The following is a 15878-nucleotide window of genomic DNA, read 5'->3' on the forward strand; positions in this document are numbered from 1 at the left end:
GTCGATCAGTCGATGATTTTGGCCGACTTGATAAGCACAGGATCGACGGGCACGTTTTGCATGCCTTGCTTGGTGGTGGTCTGCGAGTTGACGATCTGGTCCACCACGTCCATGCCACTGACGACTTTGGCGAAGACTGCGTAACCGGCATCGCGACCTGGGTCGAGGAAGGCATTGTCGGCAACGTTGATGAAGAACTGGCTGGTGGCCGAGTTGGGGTTGGAGGTCCGGGCCATCGACAAGCTGCCACGCACGTTATGCAGGCCGTTGCTGGCTTCGTTGCGGATAGGGTCCTTGGTGTCTTTCTGGACCATTTGCGAGGTGAAGCCACCGCCCTGGACCATGAAGCCTGGAATCACACGGTGAAAAATGGTGTTGGTATAAAAACCACTCTTCACGTATTCCAGGAAGTTCTTGCTGGAGATCGGCGCCTTGACCGGGTCCAGTTCGATTTCGATTTTGCCAAAGCTGGTGTCCAGCAAGACATGCGGTGCCTTGGCGTCCGCCGCCATCAGGTTGGCAGCAAACAGAACAGAACCGGCAAAAACGGCGATTTTTTTCAGCATGGGTCAGTGATCCTGGGAAGTGGTTTGGACGGTCTTGAGAAAATCGAGCAGGGTTGTATTGAAGGTCTCGGGTTGGTCCAGCGGTGTCGCGTGACGTGAGTCCGCAATCACCACCAACCGCGCATCAGGCAGCAGTTTTACATAGATTTGTTTTTGCGCCACCGGGGTGTAGTCGTGGTCGGCGCTGATGACCAGGGTTGGACAGGTAATCCGCGAAAGTCGTTCCTGCACCCCCCAGCCCACAATCGCATCGAAGCTGGCGAGGTAAGCACGTTTGTCGTTTTTTGCCCAGCGTTCGGTCATCTTGCGCCGCAGGTCGGCCTGTGAGGGCTTGGGGAACAACCGGTCGCCAAGCGCCTTGCCGATGGTATTCAAGCTCAGCACGCGCGCCAGGCTCCAGCGCTTGGCCCATTGCCAATAATCATCGGCGCTGCGCACCTTGACCTCGGGTGTGCTGTTGACGATGCACAGGCTTTTGAGCAACTGCGGTTGGTCGACCGCCAGTTGGAAGGCGATCATCCCGCCCATCGACAGGCCTACCACGTGGGCGGCGGGCAGTTGCAGGTGTTCGATCAGCGCCACCAGGTCGGCGGTAAAACCGGCGATGCTGTAGCGCTCCCGGGGCTTGTCGGAGCGCCCGTGACCGCGCACATCCAGCACCACCAGGCGGTAATGCCGGGACAATACCGGTATTTGCAGCTCCCAATCCTGGCAACTGGAGCCCAGGCCGTGGATCAGGATCAGTGGCTCGCCGTGGCCGTATTCCTCGTAATGCAGGGTGCAGCCTTCATGTTCGAAATAGGCCATCGGTGAACTCCGTGTCAGGCTTGCCGGGGAGCGGCAAAGGGTGCGTCCAGCGGTGCGGTGTCGAAGGTGCGCAGCAGTTCGACGAGAATCTGCGTGGCCGGGCCCAGGGGCTTGTCCTTGTTCGAGTACAGGTAGAACGTCGGGTGGCGGCTGGCGCCTTGCTCCAGGGGCAGTTGCTTGAGCACACCCTCCTTGAGTTCGCGCTCGATCATGTGCCGGGGCAGCCAGGCAAACCCCAGGCCGCTGCCGACGAAGGTGGCGGCGGTGGCCAGGCTGCCCACGGTCCAGCGCTGTTCGGCGCCGAGCCAGCCGACGTCCCGCGGTTGCTGGCGACCGGAGTCGCGGATCACCACTTGCATCTGGCTTTCCAGGTCCTGGAAGCTCAATTCGCGGTTGAGCCGGTGCAACGGATGTTCGGGGTGGGCCACGGCGACAAATTCCACGTCGCTCATTTCCGTGCCCAGGTAGCCGGGGATGCTGAAGCCGCTGATCGCCAGGTCGGCCACGCCTTCGATCAGCAGTTCCTCGACACCCGACAGCACTTCTTCGCGCAGGCGCACACGGCAGCCACGGCTTTGCGGCATAAAGGCGGTGAGGGCGCGTACCAGGCGGGCGTTGGGGTAGGCGGCATCGACTACCAGGCGTACTTCGGCTTCCCAGCCTTGTTCCATATGGTGGGCCAGGTCTTCCAGTTGGCTGGCGTTTTTCACCAGTTGCCGGGAGCGACGCAACAGCACTTCGCCGGCGTCGGTGAGTACGGCCTTGCGCCCATCGATGCGCAACAGGGGCACGCCCAGTTGGTCTTGCATGCGGGCCACGGTGTAGCTCACCGAGGATTGCGAGCGGTGCAGCACTTCGGCCGCCTGGGCGAAGCCGCCATGGTCGACCACGGCTTGCAACGTGCGCCATTGATCAAGGGTCACGCGGGGCGCTTTCAAGATGAGCTCCTCTTGTCCTAAGCTGGCGGTCCTTATTGGAGACTGCCGAATGAGAAAATTCTGTTGTGTAGTGCTGGCATTGTTGCCGTTGAGCGCGTTTGCCTATCCGATCGACGTGTCAAAGTCGATCAAAGGGGTCAGCATCGATTACAACGCCTCCGATGTGGACGGCGATATCAGCTCCATCCAGCTCAGTAACTTTGGCAGCAATGACGCTGCGTGTACGGTCGCGTTTACCAATGGCCCGGAGCCAGCGCGGGTGCGCAAGGTCACGGTCCCCGCCGGCAAAAGCACCAACACCACGGTCAAGTTCAGCCGCGCGATTATCAAGATGCGGATCAAGCTGACCTGCGAACCCAAGTAAGGTGCTGCGGAGCACTGACGATGCTCCGCTTATAAACAACTTTATAGATGGGTTATAGCAGTTTTTTGCGCTTTTTTATCGAACGGGCTCTGTTTAACCTTCACTCCATCGACTTACAGCAATTACCGATGGAGCTTACAAAGCCATGTCCAACGTTCTGATCATCGAAAGCAGCGCCCGCCAGCAGGACTCTATCTCCCGCCAGTTGACCCAACAGTTCATCAGCCAATGGCAGGCGGCCCACCCGGCCGATCAGATCACCGTGCGCGACCTGGCTGTCAACCCGGTGCCGCACCTGGACGCGAACCTGCTGGGTGGCTGGATGAAGCCGGTCGAGCAGCGCAGTAGCGACGAGCAGGCTTCCCTGGATCGTTCCAACCACCTGACCGACGAGTTGCTGGCCGCCGATGTGCTGGTGATGGCCGCGCCGATGTACAACTTCGCCATCCCCAGCACCCTCAAGGCCTGGCTTGACCATGTGCTGCGTGCCGGCGTGACCTTCAAGTACACCGCCACCGGCCCCCAGGGCCTGTTGACCGGCAAGCGCGCCTTTGTGCTGACCGCCCGTGGTGGCATCCACACCGGCGCGAGCAGCGATCACCAGGAACCGTATCTGCGCCAGGTCATGGGGTTTATCGGCATCCATGATGTGACCTTCATTCATGCCGAAGGGGTGAACCTGGGTGGCGATTTCCAGGAAAAGGGCGTGAACCATGCCAAGGCCCTGCTGGCACAAGTTGCCTGAAGCGTTAATCGCCAGATAATCGCGCGATGTTTTTATAGCTCCACGCAACCCTTCAAGTACGCGTATCGAACCTCCCTTTGCGCTCGTTGCTCCTGAGTGCTCCTGCCCGACTGGCGCTTTAGCGAGGTCGGGTTTTTTTTGCCCCGAGTTTCGCCCCGCCGTGAAAGACGCTAATGTCGCGCCCATTCAAATATGAGGCGCACATGGGCTACTTACTGATTGTCACCCTGATCCAGGCGTTTTCCTTCAGCTTGATCGGCGAATACCTGGCCGGTCATGTCGACAGCTACTTCGCCGTGCTGGTGCGTGTGCTGCTGGCTGGGTTGGTGTTTATCCCCCTGACCCGCTGGCGCTCGGTGGAGCCTGCGTTCATGCGCGGCATGCTGCTGATCGGCGCGTTGCAGTTCGGCGTGACCTACGTGTGCCTGTATTTGAGCTTTCGCGTGTTGACGGTGCCGGAGGTGCTGCTGTTCACCATCCTCACGCCGTTGCATGTGACCCTGATCGAAGACGCGCTGAACCGGCGCTTCAACCCCTGGGCGCTGATCGCCGCGCTGGTGGCGGTAGCGGGGGCGGCGGTGATCCGTTTTGACCAGATCAACCCGGACTTCTTCATGGGCTTTTTGCTGCTGCAACTGGCCAACTTCACCTACGCCGCTGGGCAAGTGCTGTATCGGCGCCTGGTGGCGCGGCACCCGAGCGACCTGCCGCACTACCGGCGCTTTGGCTACTTCTATTTGGGGGCGTTGGCGGTGGTATTGCCGGCGTTCCTGCTGTTCGGCAAGGCCAACTTCCTGCCCGAAGCGCCGTTGCAATGGGGTGTGCTGCTGTTTCTTGGCCTGGTCAGCACCGCCTTGGGTTTGTACTGGTGGAACAAGGGCGCGTGCCTGGTCAATGGCGGCACCCTGGCGGTGATGAACAACCTGCATGTGCCGGTGGGGTTGCTGCTGAATCTGCTGATCTGGAATCAGCATGAGCCGCTGGGGCGGTTGTTCCTGGGCGGGGCGGTGATTGTGGCGGCAGTGTGGATCAGCCGGTTGGGGATTCGCCCGGCGCCACTCTGCCGGCAATGATCGTTCCCAAAGGTGGGAGCGGGCTTGCCCGCGATAGCGGACGATCAGTAACAGCTGTGTTGACTGACACACCGCTATCGCGGGCAAGCCCGCTCCCACAGGGGGCAGCTTCGCGCCTGGTTAGAGCGTAGCCTTCTCCGGCGCCGGCAAATGGCTGGCACCCAACACCGCCGGCAGTACTCCGGCCCGCAGGTCGTTGCCACTCGGTTGCTGGTACAGGCTCAAGCCAAACTCCGGCAGCACCGCCAGCAGGTAGTCGAAAATATCCCCCTGGATCCGCTCGTAATCCGCCCACGCCGTGGTGCGGGTGAAGCAGTAGATTTCCAGCGGCACGCCCTGGGAGGTGGTCTGCATCTGGCGCACCATGCAGGTCATGTTCGGCTGGATATCCGGATGGCTCTTCAGATAAGCCAGGGCATAGGCACGGAAGGTGCCCAGGTTGGTCATGCGCCGGCGGTTGGCCGACAGTTGCGCGCTGTGGCCCTGGGCTTCGTTCCAGGCTTTCAATTCTGCCTGTTTGCGGCTGATGTAGTCGGTCAGCAGGTGGACCTGGGTCATCCGCACTTCTTCATCGTCACGCAGGAAACGCACGCCGGCCGCGTCGATAAACAGGCTGCGCTTGATCCGCCGCCCGCCCGAGGCCTGCATGCCGCGCCAGTTCTTGAAAGACTCGGACATCAAGCGCCAGGTGGGGATCGAGACGATGGTCTTGTCGAAGTTCTGCACCTTGACCGTATGCAAGGTGATGTCCACCACGTCGCCATCGGCGCCGACCTGGGGCATTTCGATCCAGTCGCCGACTCGCAGCATGTCGTTGCTGGTCAATTGCACGCTGGCGACAAACGACAACAAGGTGTCCTTGTACACCAACAGGATCACCGCCGACATCGCACCCAACCCCGACAGCAGCAACAGCGGCGAGCGGTCGATCAAGGTTGCGACGATGATGATCGCGCCAAACACGAACAACACCATTTTCGCCAGTTGCACATAGCCCTTGATCGAGCGCGTGCGGGCATGTTCGGTGCGGGCGTAGATATCCAGCAGGGCGTTGAGCAGGGCGCTCATGGCCAATACCTGGAACAGGATGGTGAACGCCAGCGCCACGTTGCCGATGAACAGCGCGCTGGTCTTGCTCAATTCCGGCACCAGGTGCAGGCCGAACTGGATCACCAGCGACGGCGTCATCTGTGCCAGGCGGTGGAAGACTTTGTTGTGGCGCAGGTCATTGAGCCAATGCAGGGCAGGTTGGCGGCCGAGCAACTTGACGGCATGCAGGATCAGGTAGCGTGCCACCCGTCCGACCAGCAGGGCCACCACCAACAGCACCAGCAAAGCCAGGCTTGAATGCAGCAGCGGGTGTTGGTCCAAGGCACCCCAGAGGTCTTGGACGTTGAGCCAGAGCTGTTTGATATCCATGGTTTAACGCGATTCTTCTGTAAGACATGACGGGGCGATTAGAGCATTTAAGTGCTGCAAAGTTGTGCAGGCAGACAAATCACCTGACAAAAAACCACCTGATTGGCCCACTTCGCGTAAAGAAACTCGGCCTGAGCGCCCGAAACCGTTACCCTATGCAGCTGATTTTTTGTATTTCTTCGAGGTAGCACCCGTGTTTTCCCAATTCGCCCTGCACGAACGCCTGCTCAAAGCCGTGGCCGAGCTTAAATTTGTCGAGCCTACGCCTGTGCAAGCAGCGGCCATCCCGCTCGCGCTCCAAGGGCGTGACCTGCGGGTGACGGCTCAAACCGGGAGTGGCAAGACCGCCGCTTTCGTCCTGCCGATCCTCAATCGCCTGATCGGCCCGGCCAAGGTCCGCGTCAGCATCAAGACCCTGATCCTGCTGCCTACCCGCGAACTGGCCCAGCAGACCTTGAAGGAAGTGGAGCGCTTCTCGCAGTTCACTTTCATCAAGTCCGGCCTGATCACCGGTGGCGAAGACTTCAAGGTGCAGGCCGCCATGCTGCGCAAGGTCCCGGATATCCTGATCGGCACCCCAGGGCGGATGATCGAGCAATTGAACGCCGGCAACCTGGACCTCAAGGAAGTCGAAGTGCTGGTGCTCGACGAAGCCGACCGCATGCTCGACATGGGCTTTGCCGACGATGTTCAGCGCCTGGTCGAAGAATGCGTCAACCGCCAGCAGACCATGCTGTTCTCCGCCACCACCGGCGGTTCGACCCTGCGCGAGATGGTCGCCAAGGTCCTGAACAACCCCGAGCACCTGCAGGTCAATAACGTCAGCGACCTGAACTCGACTACCCGTCAGCAGATCATCACCGCTGACCACAATGTGCACAAAGAGCAGATCCTCAACTGGCTGCTGGCCAACGAGACCTATCAGAAGGCCATCGTGTTCACCAACACCCGGGCCATGGCTGACCGTATCTACGGGCGCCTGGTGGCTCAGGAGTACAAGGCGTTTGTGTTGCACGGTGAGAAGGACCAGAAGGACCGCAAGCTGGCCATCGACCGCCTCAAGCAGGGCGGCGTGAAGATCCTGGTGGCCACCGACGTCGCCGCGCGCGGCCTGGACGTCGAAGGCCTGGACATGGTGATCAACTTCGATATGCCACGCAGCGGCGACGAGTATGTGCACCGTATCGGCCGTACCGGGCGTGCCGGCAACGATGGCCTGGCCATCTCGCTGATCTGCCATGGCGACTGGAACCTGATGTCGAGCATCGAGCGCTACCTCAAGCAGTCGTTCGAGCGCCGCACCATCAAGGAAGTCAAAGGCACCTACACCGGGCCGAAGAAGGTCAAGGCCTCGGGCAAGGCCGTGGGCGTGAAGAAGAAAAAGGTCGACGCCAAGGGCGACAAGAAGAAAACCGGCGCCAAGTCGCCGACCAAGCGCAAGATCGCCAACCGGCCGAAGACCGACAACCTGTCGTTGGTCAGCAAGGACGGCATGGCGCCGCTCAAGCGCCGCAAGCCAGAAGCGCCGGCTGCCGAGTAATACGCCAGCGCACTAAAAAACCGGACAATGTCCGGTTTTTTTATGCCCTCAGTTTTTCGCCTTGGCCGCCGCTTCCTTCAACTCCTTGAGCCGCGCCTCGATCAACTGGCACTTGTCCGGAAACTTCGCGCTTTCGGTGTCCAGGTCCATCTGCTGCAGTTCGTCGTTGATTTCCTTGGCCTTGGTCGGGTTCTGCTGGGTGAGGGTGCTGACCTCCTTGGCCAGTTGTTCGCGTTTTTGCGTGGCTTCTTCCGGGGTACAGGCCCAGGCGGGCAAGGCGCTCAACAGGGTGGCGGCGACAGCCAGTTGCATCAGGGTTTTCATGGGGTAGACCTCCTTGGCGGTGATACCCGGTTGAGGGCACCGGCCGGCGAAAAGTTCAGTGCAATCACGCCCGTCGACCCGGCTGAACGGCGCCCGCACCCACAGGTCACAACCTTTGAAGGCAGCCAGCCGGTGTGCCTGCAGGAGGATTGAGGATGAGCACTTACAATTGGGATCTGATCGAACGTCTGTTGCATGAAGTGCAAAACGGCGAGGGCAGCTTTGCCCCGCGCAAATATGCCGAACAGGAAGCCGCCGAGAAGGCCACGGCGGGTGAGTTCAACGGTGACCTTGATGCGCTGAAGAAGACTGCCGCCGACTACGAGGCATTGTTGTTCAAGCGCGGCTTTATCGAGTCCCGGCCCGAGGATGAGGGCGGCAACGGTGAGAACTTCATTTTGACGCCGCTGGGTGCGCGGCTGCTGGCGCTGATCGACAGCTCCATCCCGGGTAACAATCATCCGCGCCAGGTGCTGGACGAGCAGGCTGACGCGCTGGACCCGGCGACGTTCGAGGTGGTGGCCTCCAAGGCGCAGATCGCCTGAGCACGCGCAAACTGTCAAATAGGTAATCTGGCGCTAAGCCAACTGACAGGCGCCGGTCCCTACTCTGCGGTCATTCAATTGACGGGAATGGAATCGGCATGCACTCCAACACTTCTCGACGAACCTTCGTCAAAGGCTTGGCTGCGGCCGGCCTGCTGGGTGGTGCAGGCCTGTGGCGGCCACCGGTCTGGGCCCTGGCCAGCCCCGGGGAGCCAGGTGTGCTGGCGGGCCGCGAGTTCGAGCTGTCTATCGGCCAGACTGCGGTCAATATCACCGGCCACGTGCGCACCGCGCTGACGATCAACGGCAGCCTGCCGGGCCCGCTGCTGCGCTGGCGTGAAGGCGATACCGTGACCCTGCGCGTGCGCAATCGCCTGGCGCAGCCGACGTCGATCCACTGGCATGGGATTATCCTGCCGGCCAATATGGATGGCGTGCCGGGCCTGAGTTTCAAGGGGATCGAGCCGGGCGGGGTGTATGTCTACCAGTTCAAGGTCAACCAGCACGGCACCTACTGGTATCACAGCCACTCCGGGTTCCAGGAGCAACAAGGGGTCTATGGGCCGCTGGTGATCGATCCGCGGGAGCCGGAACCCTTCACCTACCAGCGCGACTATGTGGTGATGCTCACGGACTGGACCGATGAAGATCCCGCCAGCCTGATGAAGACGCTGAAGAAACAGTCCGATTACTACAACTTCCATAAACCCACCGTGGGCGACTTCATCAAGGATGTGGCCGACAAGGGCTGGTCGGCCACCGCTGCCGACCGTCTGATGTGGGCGCAAATGAAGATGAATCCCACGGACTTGGCGGATGTCAGCGGCGCGACCTACACCTTCTTGATGAACGGCCAGCCACCTGCGCAAAACTGGACCGGGCTGTTTCGCGCCGGTGAGAAGATCCGTCTGCGGTTGATCAACGGTTCGGCCATGACCTACTTCGATGTGCGTATTCCGGGCCTGAAGATGACGGTGGTGGCTGCCGATGGCCAGCCGGTAAAACCGATCCGCGTGGACGAGTTGCGCATCGCCGTGGCCGAGACCTACGACGTGCTCGTCGAACCGAGCGCCGCCGCCTACACCCTGTTCGCCCAATCCATGGACCGCACCGGCTACGCCAGCGGCACTCTCAGCCGCCAGCCGGGCTTGCGGGCGCCGGTTCCCGCGCTGGACCCGCGCCCCTGGTTGACCATGGACGACATGGGCATGGGCGGCATTGATCACGGTGCCACGGGGGCTATGCCTGGCATGGACCACAGTGCGATGCCCGGCATGGACCACGGCGCAATGGCAGGGATGGCGATGCCGATGCAAGGCCACCCGGCCAGCGAAACCAATAACCCGCTGGTGGACATGCAGGCCATGAGCACCTCACCCAAGCTCGATGATCCGGGTATGGGCCTGCGCAACAACGGGCGCAGGGTCCTGACCTATGCCGACTTGCGCAGCAGCTTTGCCGACCCCGATGGCCGCGAACCCGGCCGCACCATCGAGTTGCACCTGACCGGGCATATGGAGAAGTTCGCCTGGTCCTTCGACGGGGTGAAGTTCTCCGATGCCGAGCCGCTGCGGCTGACCTATGGCGAGCGCGTGCGGCTGGTGCTGGTCAACGACACCATGATGACCCACCCCATCCATCTGCATGGCATGTGGAGCGACCTGGAAGACGAAAACGGCCAGTTTATGGTGCGCAAACACACCATCGATATGCCGCCAGGTTCCCGCCGCAGCTACCGGGTGACGGCCGATGCCCTGGGGCGCTGGGCCTTCCACTGCCATCTGCTGTACCACATGGAAATGGGCATGTTCCGTGAAGTCCGGGTGCAAGAGTGAGGAGCCGAGCATGAACCCTCTATTTCGCCGCGTTGCGCTGCTGATTACGACATTCGCCCCCGTAGCGCTGGCCCACAGCCAGATGCACGGCATGACGCCGCCCAGCCAGAGCCGCACGCCGATCCCGCTGCTGACCGATGCCGACCGCGCAGCGGTGTACGACGCGCCGGGTGGGCATGTGGTGCATGACAGCGCCCTCAACTCACTGTTTGTGATCAACCAGCTGGAATGGCAGGGGGCCGGCGATGGCCATGCCGTGAGCTGGGATGCCAAGGGTTGGGTCGGCGGGGATATCGATCGCCTATGGCTGCGCAGCGAGGGCGAGCGCGCCAAGGGCAATACCGAAAAGGCCGAGGTCCAGGCGTTATGGGGCCACGCCATTAGCCCCTGGTGGGATGTAGTGGCCGGTATGCGCCAGGATTTCAAGCCGGGCGACAGCCAGAGTTGGGCGGCGCTGGGCCTGCAAGGCATGGCCCTGTACAACTTCGAGGCCGAGGCCACGCTGTTTGTCGGTGAAGGTGGCCAGACTGCCGCGCGGCTGGAGGGCGACTACGACATTTTGCTGAGCAATCGCCTGGTGCTGCAGCCCACCGCCGAGGCCAACGTCTACGGGAAAAACGACCCTCAGAGAAGGATTGGTTCCGGCCTTGCGGACACCGAGGTCGGGGTGCGGCTGCGTTACGAAATCCGCCGCGAGTTTGCCCCTTATGTCGGCGTGACCTGGAATCGCGCCTATGGCCAGACGGCCGAATACGCCAGGGATGAGGGCGAGGACCGCAGCGAAGTGCGCTGGGTCCTGGGCGTGCGCCTGTGGTTCTGAGGGCGCTGCAGTCGCCTAGGCCGCGCTGCCCTTGAGGCACTTGAGTGACTGGAAGTCGCTGCGCACCTTATCGATCCGCTGCACCAGCTTCTGGCGTTGCTGCACGGTGCTTTCGGCCATCAAGTCCACCAGCAGGCTGCGGGCCGCCGCTTCGGTCTGGGCGTAGGCCTGGCGATAGTCCGTCGTCCACAGGCTTTCACGGTCCACCAGCAGTTGCTCCATCTTGCGCGGGAAATCGCTATTGGCCCGTTGATTGACTGCCGCGATGAACTGCGCCTGCCAATGGGCGCGGTTGCCGATCCATTGCTGGTTCTGCGCACCGAGGGCGGTGGACCAGGCCCGCACACGCTCCTGCTGGCTGGTGCTCAACGGGCCAAGCCAGGCATTCAGGCGTTCGCTCATGCGCTCGCTGCGGTCCTTGATCTGCTGTTCCAAGGGCGGCTTGAGGTATTCGTCCTGGCGTTTGCGCAGGTCCTTGGCCAGCGCTTGATCCATCTCGCGCACCTGCTGCTCATCCAGCCCACGCAGCAACTCGATGGCTGACGGGGTAATCTGCCGGGCGACGTCGGCGATTGCCTGCTTGGCTTCGAGGGTGCGGGTTTGCAGGGCGGCATCGCTGACTTGATGGTTGTCGACCATCTGTTGCAGGCGGTCGAGCCAGTCCAGGTAGCCGGGCAATTGGGTGGTGCAGTGCCAGGCCAGGTGTTCCTTGAGGGTGTCGTTGAACCAGCTTTTCTGCCCGGCGTTCATGTCCAGGTAGTCGTTGAGTGTCCATGGGATGATCACATCGAGATTGCGATAGGCCAGGCCCACGCGATTGCAGCCGGCCAGCAGGACGCTCAGGGCCAGCAAGGCCACCAGGATTCTTAACCGACGCAGCATGGGCGAGTCCTTGCACAGACCAGGGATGTTCATCTGAACCCGCCGGGGGCGTGACAGTTCAGCCCATCAATAAAACGACCGCTCGGCCTTTAGGGTCAACAGGCCATCACATTGCGAATTGTGTCCGGAGTAGGCCGAGCAGTCGCTGCCGTTGAGGCTGGAGTCGCTGTAAATCAGGTCCAGGTCCATGCCCATCCATGGCCGCGAGAATTTCACCGACCAGTCGCTGAAGCTGCGGATTGAGCCGCCCTCCACCGAGGCTGGGGCGCCCAACTGATGAGTGGTGTACTTCATGCTCACGCCAATGCCGAAGGGTTGGGTCCCGCCCAGGTCGGCAAACAGGGTGCTGTCGCGCCGGTCGGGGTCGTTGCCCAGTGACACGCCAAACCGATTGCCCAGCAGGTTCAGGCCGCCGTAGAACTCCTGGCTGTCGAGGGGGCTGAGCTTGGGGTAGCTGTAGTGAATCATCCCCAGCTCATAGCCCAGGGTCTGGTCGAACGGGCGCTTGAAGCCCATGTAGGAATCGACTTCGAGGTTGCTGGCGGGCGACAGGCCCATGCTCGGTGAAAACTGGCCGAAATACAGGCCGCTGGCGTGGGTGAGGTCGAGGCCGCCGTGGAACGAGTTGCTGCCCGGAGCGGTGGGTTTGACCAGGCCCTGGGCCATGCTGCGGCTGGGGGTGGTTCCCAGTTTCAAGTCGAAGTCGCCCAGTTCACGCTGGAAAACCTGCGCTTGGGCGAGGGGGCTGGCGAGCAGGGCGCTGACCAGGAATATGCAGGGCTTGAGCATGCGTCACTCCATGAAAAGCGAGGAGCAGTAACCGAAGGAATCGGGCAAACGCCCGTTCTAGAGGTGTGCAAGCATACCGGCGAAAGTCCGGGGTTGAGGCCCGTTCGTCGATTGGCGCAGTTGAATGTGTGTCAGGGGGAGGTTGCTTGCTCTAGTCCTAGCGCCTTGATGGCAAGGCGCTTAGGGACCAGGTGGGGTGCGTAGGCGGCTGCGCGCTTACTTTTTACCCAGGGTGATCTGCTTGGACGGGCCGAAAGTCTGGCCGCTCACGCCCTTGGCGATCTGCTGGATTTCGCCACCGGACTTGAGGAACGCGGCGATTTGGTTGTTGATCGATTCGCTGGTTTCAACGGCGGGAGCTGGCTTTGCTTTGCTGTTGGATGCTTTTACGCGCATGGCGGCCACTAACCTGTAGAAAATTAACTTGGCCAGGCATCGTACATGAAAAGCTTGACAATTGCTTGGTAAATATCTCCCAGGAATAAGCTGCGCTATTATAAAAGCCCGAAGTTGGTCTTTGATCGAAGGCCCTAACTCGCTGTTTTAAATAGAAACCATGGGTAAAAACAGCACCTGGCCATTGCTGCACAGCTCGGGCTTGACCTGACGAGCGGGGCAATTGCCCACAACTGCCCGGCAAACCCGCGATTTTTCAGGGTTGCGCGCCCGGACACGGGACCGCCGCCTTCAACTCGGGTAGAATGCCGCCCACGCAATGAGGGTATTGGAAATGGCTTTAGTCGGGCGCTACAACAGTTTGCAAGTGGTTAAACACACTAACTTTGGTTTGTATCTGGACGGTGCGCAAGATGGCGAAATCCTCTTGCCCAATCGTTATATTCCCAAAGATATTCCCAGTGAAGATGAAGACTGGCTTAACGTTTTTATTTATCTGGACAGCGATGACAAACTTATCGCCACCACTGAAAAACCAAAAGTGCAGGTGGGTGAGTTTGCCAGCCTGAAAGTGGTCGAAGTCAACAGTATCGGGGTGTTCCTCGACTGGGGCCTGCCCAAGGACCTGCTGCTGCCTTACTCCGAGGAAAAGCGCCAACTGACCGCCGGTGAATACTGTGTGGTGCACGTCTACCTCGACAAACACACCAAGCGCATCACCGCCACCGCGCGCCTGGACCGTTACCTGGACAAGACGCCGGCCAACTACACCGTGGGCCAGGAAGTCGACTTGCTGGTTGCCGAAGCCACTGATATGGGCTTCAAGGCAATTATCAACAACAAGCACTGGGGCCTGATCCACAAGAACGAAGTGTTCAAGTTCCTGCGTCCGGGCAAGGAAGAGAAGGGCTTCATCAAGGAAATCCGCGCCGACGGCAATATCAGCCTGAGCCTGCAGCCGGTCGGCGAGCAAGCGGCGTCCAGCCTGAACTCGAAGATCCTCGCCAAGTTGCGTGAAAACAACGGCAGCCTGCCGGTCAGCGACAAGAGCGATCCGACCGTGATCAGCAACTTGTTTGGCGTGAGCAAGGGCAACTTCAAGAAGGCCATTGGTGCGCTGTATAAGCAGGGTCAGATCGTGATTCATGCCGATCGCATTGAACTAAGCTGACTGCAAGCTGCTCTTGGGTGGGAGTCGCTATCGCCGGCAAGCCGGCTCCTACAGTAGGTTGTCGTCATGGGCAAAAAAGTCGTGTTTGCTTACCTCGGTACGTTATTGGCTTTTTTGGTGCTTGATGGCCTCTGGCTTGGCGTGTTGATGGGGCCGACCTACAAGGCCTTGCTGGGGCCGCTGATGCTTGAACAACCGCGATGGCTGCCGGCGGCGCTGTTCTACTTCCTTTATGCATTGGGCTGTGTAGCCTTTGTGGTGGTGCCGGCGCTGGCCAGTGGTGGCTGGCAACGGGCCGCCCGCCTGGGCGCGTTGCTCGGGTTGGTCGCCTATGGCACCTATGACCTGAGCAACTGGGCGACCTTGCAAGGCTGGTCTGCGGGCCTTGCATTGATGGACATGGCGTGGGGCACCTGCCTCACGGCGGCCTGTTGTGCGTTGGGGTACGGCGCGGCGCGCCGCGTCAGCGGCTGACCCGCGCCCGGCAATCAATCAGTGCCCGGGCAGGTCGAAGCAGCAATGCGCCGGCCAGTATCAGGCCGCTACCCGCTACCATCAGCGCCGGTTGCAAGCCGCCGCTCAGGTGACTGCTTAACGAGGCCAGCAACGGCCCACTCAACTGGCCCAGGGCAAAGCACGCCGTCAGCAACCCCGTGCCGCGTTGCGCCGCGTGCGGCGCGATTTCCCGCAGGCGTTGCATCACCAGTTGCATGCACGCCAGGAACGGCAGCCCGCAGAGCACGACGCCCAGGGCCAAACCCACGCCATTGCCCAACAAACACGCGAAGACGCCAGCCGCTTGCAGCCATAGTGTGGCCATCAACCAGTAGCGCGTGGTGTCGGGGTTGGGCTTGCGCAGGCTGACCAGCAACACGCCCAGGGCCGCCGCCAAGCCAAAGCATGGCCAGAACAGGTCTGCCTGCCAGGCGCCCTTGAACTGCGCGCTGGCCATTTGCGAGAGGAAGGTGGCGGGAATGATGTAGCCCAGGCCATACAGCAGGTAAACCCAGCCCAGATGCATGATGCTGGCGTTGCGCCCGGCAGCGGCGCTGCTTTGTAGCGCCTCCCTGTGCGGCTTGGGCAGCAATGGCAGGATCACCAGCAACATGCCCAGAGCGACCACGCCATACACCAGCCACAGCGTCGCCGAATCCTTGCCCAGCAGGTTGGAGGCCAGTGCCAGCAATCCCGTCAGCAGGATTCCCAGCCCCGGCCCGGCAAACACCAATGCGCCCAGCCGCGGGCGCCCGGCGGCAATCGCCAGGGGTTGGCTCAGGCCGGTAATCATCACCAGCACCCAGGCGCTGGCCACGCCCGTGCCAAAGCGCAGCAGCAGGTGCGACCAGAAGCCGTTGGCCCAGAACGACGCCAGGGTCAGCAGCACACACAACCACAACCCGCCGAGCAACCGCCCGCGTATGTGGTGATGACTGCGCGCGAACATCGAGTCCACGGCCCCCACGAAGTAGCCCAGGTAGTTGGCTGCGGCGATCAGCCCGGCCTCGGTCAGGTCGATTTGCCCTTCGCTGAGCAAGTGCGGCATCTGTGGGGTAAGGGCGAAGCGGCCAATGCCCATGGCCATCATCAGGGCGATAAAACTGGCGAGTAAACGGATCAGGGGAGACATGGGGCACCTTCCTGCAGAAGCGATGACCCCAGGTTAA

The 15878-nt window shown here is 61.2% G+C and carries 18 protein-coding genes; 9 read left to right on the plus strand and 9 right to left on the minus strand.

The window, feature by feature from the left end; all coding sequences use genetic code 11:
- Positions 1-5: 5 nt before the first annotated feature.
- Genes ACO77H_RS06930 through ACO77H_RS06940 form a run of 3 tightly spaced genes read right to left on the minus strand, consistent with a single transcriptional unit; the run spans position 6 to position 2311 of the window.
- Entirely contained in the window at positions 6-566 is a 561-nt protein-coding gene (locus ACO77H_RS06930) for a peptidylprolyl isomerase (RefSeq protein WP_432755187.1), read from the minus strand.
- A gap of 3 nt (positions 567-569) precedes the next feature.
- The gene (locus ACO77H_RS06935; protein ID WP_170043269.1) at positions 570-1373 is read right to left on the minus strand and encodes an alpha/beta fold hydrolase; all 804 of its coding nucleotides are present in this window, start codon (positions 1371-1373) and stop codon (positions 570-572) included.
- A 14-nt stretch (positions 1374-1387) separates the two neighbouring features.
- The gene (locus tag ACO77H_RS06940; RefSeq protein WP_169955601.1) at positions 1388-2311 is read right to left on the minus strand and encodes a LysR family transcriptional regulator; all 924 of its coding nucleotides are present in this window, start codon (positions 2309-2311) and stop codon (positions 1388-1390) included.
- 49 nt (positions 2312-2360) lie between these two features.
- On the opposite strand from ACO77H_RS06940, the gene ACO77H_RS06945 reads away from it, so the two are divergent.
- The 3 genes from ACO77H_RS06945 (at position 2361) to ACO77H_RS06955 (ending at position 4493) form a co-directional block, all read left to right on the plus strand.
- Positions 2361-2675 carry a 3-phosphoglycerate kinase gene (locus ACO77H_RS06945; RefSeq protein WP_169955602.1) on the plus strand — a complete coding sequence of 105 codons (315 nt, stop codon included), beginning with the start codon at positions 2361-2363 and terminating at the stop codon, positions 2673-2675.
- Positions 2676-2820: 145 nt separating this feature from the next.
- Positions 2821-3420, plus strand: coding sequence for an FMN-dependent NADH-azoreductase (locus ACO77H_RS06950; protein ID WP_169955603.1), 600 nt, complete (start codon positions 2821-2823; stop codon positions 3418-3420).
- Between the two features lie 203 nt (positions 3421-3623).
- Entirely contained in the window at positions 3624-4493 is an 870-nt protein-coding gene (locus ACO77H_RS06955; RefSeq protein WP_128593759.1) for a carboxylate/amino acid/amine transporter, read from the plus strand.
- Between the two features lie 120 nt (positions 4494-4613).
- On the opposite strand, the gene ACO77H_RS06960 is transcribed toward ACO77H_RS06955, so the two are convergent.
- Positions 4614-5912: a mechanosensitive ion channel family protein gene (locus tag ACO77H_RS06960; RefSeq protein WP_169955604.1), complete on the minus strand. Its 1299-nt coding sequence runs from the start codon at positions 5910-5912 to the stop codon at positions 4614-4616.
- Positions 5913-6105: 193 nt separating this feature from the next.
- On the opposite strand from ACO77H_RS06960, the gene ACO77H_RS06965 reads away from it, so the two are divergent.
- Complete coding sequence (locus tag ACO77H_RS06965) at positions 6106-7452, plus strand: DEAD/DEAH box helicase (protein ID WP_169955605.1); 1347 nt, start codon at positions 6106-6108, stop codon at positions 7450-7452.
- A 48-nt stretch (positions 7453-7500) separates the two neighbouring features.
- Here ACO77H_RS06965 and ACO77H_RS06970 read toward each other — a convergent pair whose 3' ends face one another.
- Positions 7501-7776, minus strand: coding sequence for a hypothetical protein (locus tag ACO77H_RS06970; protein ID WP_170043270.1), 276 nt, complete (start codon positions 7774-7776; stop codon positions 7501-7503).
- Between the two features lie 155 nt (positions 7777-7931).
- Here ACO77H_RS06970 and ACO77H_RS06975 point away from each other — a divergent pair, with 155 nt between their 5' ends.
- The 3 genes from ACO77H_RS06975 (at position 7932) to ACO77H_RS06985 (ending at position 10976) form a co-directional block, all read left to right on the plus strand.
- Positions 7932-8321, plus strand: a complete 390-nt coding sequence (locus ACO77H_RS06975) for a transcriptional regulator (protein ID WP_169955607.1) — start codon at positions 7932-7934, stop codon at positions 8319-8321.
- Positions 8322-8419: 98 nt separating this feature from the next.
- Positions 8420-10156, plus strand: a complete 1737-nt coding sequence (locus ACO77H_RS06980) for a copper resistance system multicopper oxidase (protein WP_432755188.1) — start codon at positions 8420-8422, stop codon at positions 10154-10156.
- Between the two features lie 10 nt (positions 10157-10166).
- Positions 10167-10976, plus strand: coding sequence for a copper resistance protein B (locus tag ACO77H_RS06985; RefSeq protein ID WP_432755189.1), 810 nt, complete (start codon positions 10167-10169; stop codon positions 10974-10976).
- Between the two features lie 15 nt (positions 10977-10991).
- On the opposite strand, the gene ACO77H_RS06990 is transcribed toward ACO77H_RS06985, so the two are convergent.
- From ACO77H_RS06990 to ACO77H_RS07000, 3 genes are all read right to left on the minus strand, one after another.
- A complete protein-coding gene (locus ACO77H_RS06990; RefSeq protein WP_432755190.1) occupies positions 10992-11858 on the minus strand; it encodes a DUF6279 family lipoprotein in 867 nt (288 codons plus the stop codon).
- A 66-nt stretch (positions 11859-11924) separates the two neighbouring features.
- On the minus strand, positions 11925-12647 hold the full coding sequence (locus ACO77H_RS06995; protein WP_169955611.1) for a TorF family putative porin: 723 nt from the start codon (positions 12645-12647) through the stop codon (positions 11925-11927).
- A gap of 216 nt (positions 12648-12863) precedes the next feature.
- Positions 12864-13043 (minus strand): hypothetical protein, encoded by a 180-nt coding sequence (locus ACO77H_RS07000; RefSeq protein ID WP_007946007.1) that lies wholly within the window; start codon positions 13041-13043, stop codon positions 12864-12866.
- Positions 13044-13377: 334 nt separating this feature from the next.
- On the opposite strand from ACO77H_RS07000, the gene ACO77H_RS07005 reads away from it, so the two are divergent.
- Positions 13378-14214 carry a CvfB family protein gene (locus ACO77H_RS07005; RefSeq protein WP_038446825.1) on the plus strand — a complete coding sequence of 279 codons (837 nt, stop codon included), beginning with the start codon at positions 13378-13380 and terminating at the stop codon, positions 14212-14214.
- A gap of 66 nt (positions 14215-14280) precedes the next feature.
- Positions 14281-14688 (plus strand): DUF2177 family protein, encoded by a 408-nt coding sequence (locus ACO77H_RS07010; protein WP_169955612.1) that lies wholly within the window; start codon positions 14281-14283, stop codon positions 14686-14688.
- Here the strand turns inward: ACO77H_RS07010 and ACO77H_RS07015 are convergent.
- Positions 14678-15841, minus strand: coding sequence for a YbfB/YjiJ family MFS transporter (locus ACO77H_RS07015; RefSeq protein WP_432755191.1), 1164 nt, complete (start codon positions 15839-15841; stop codon positions 14678-14680). The two genes, ACO77H_RS07010 and ACO77H_RS07015, sit on opposite strands and share 11 nt — an antisense overlap.
- Positions 15842-15878 lie beyond the last annotated feature (37 nt).

Source organism: Pseudomonas sp. WMBT8, assembly GCF_050916005.1.
Taxonomy (GTDB): Bacteria; Pseudomonadota; Gammaproteobacteria; order Pseudomonadales; family Pseudomonadaceae; genus Aquipseudomonas.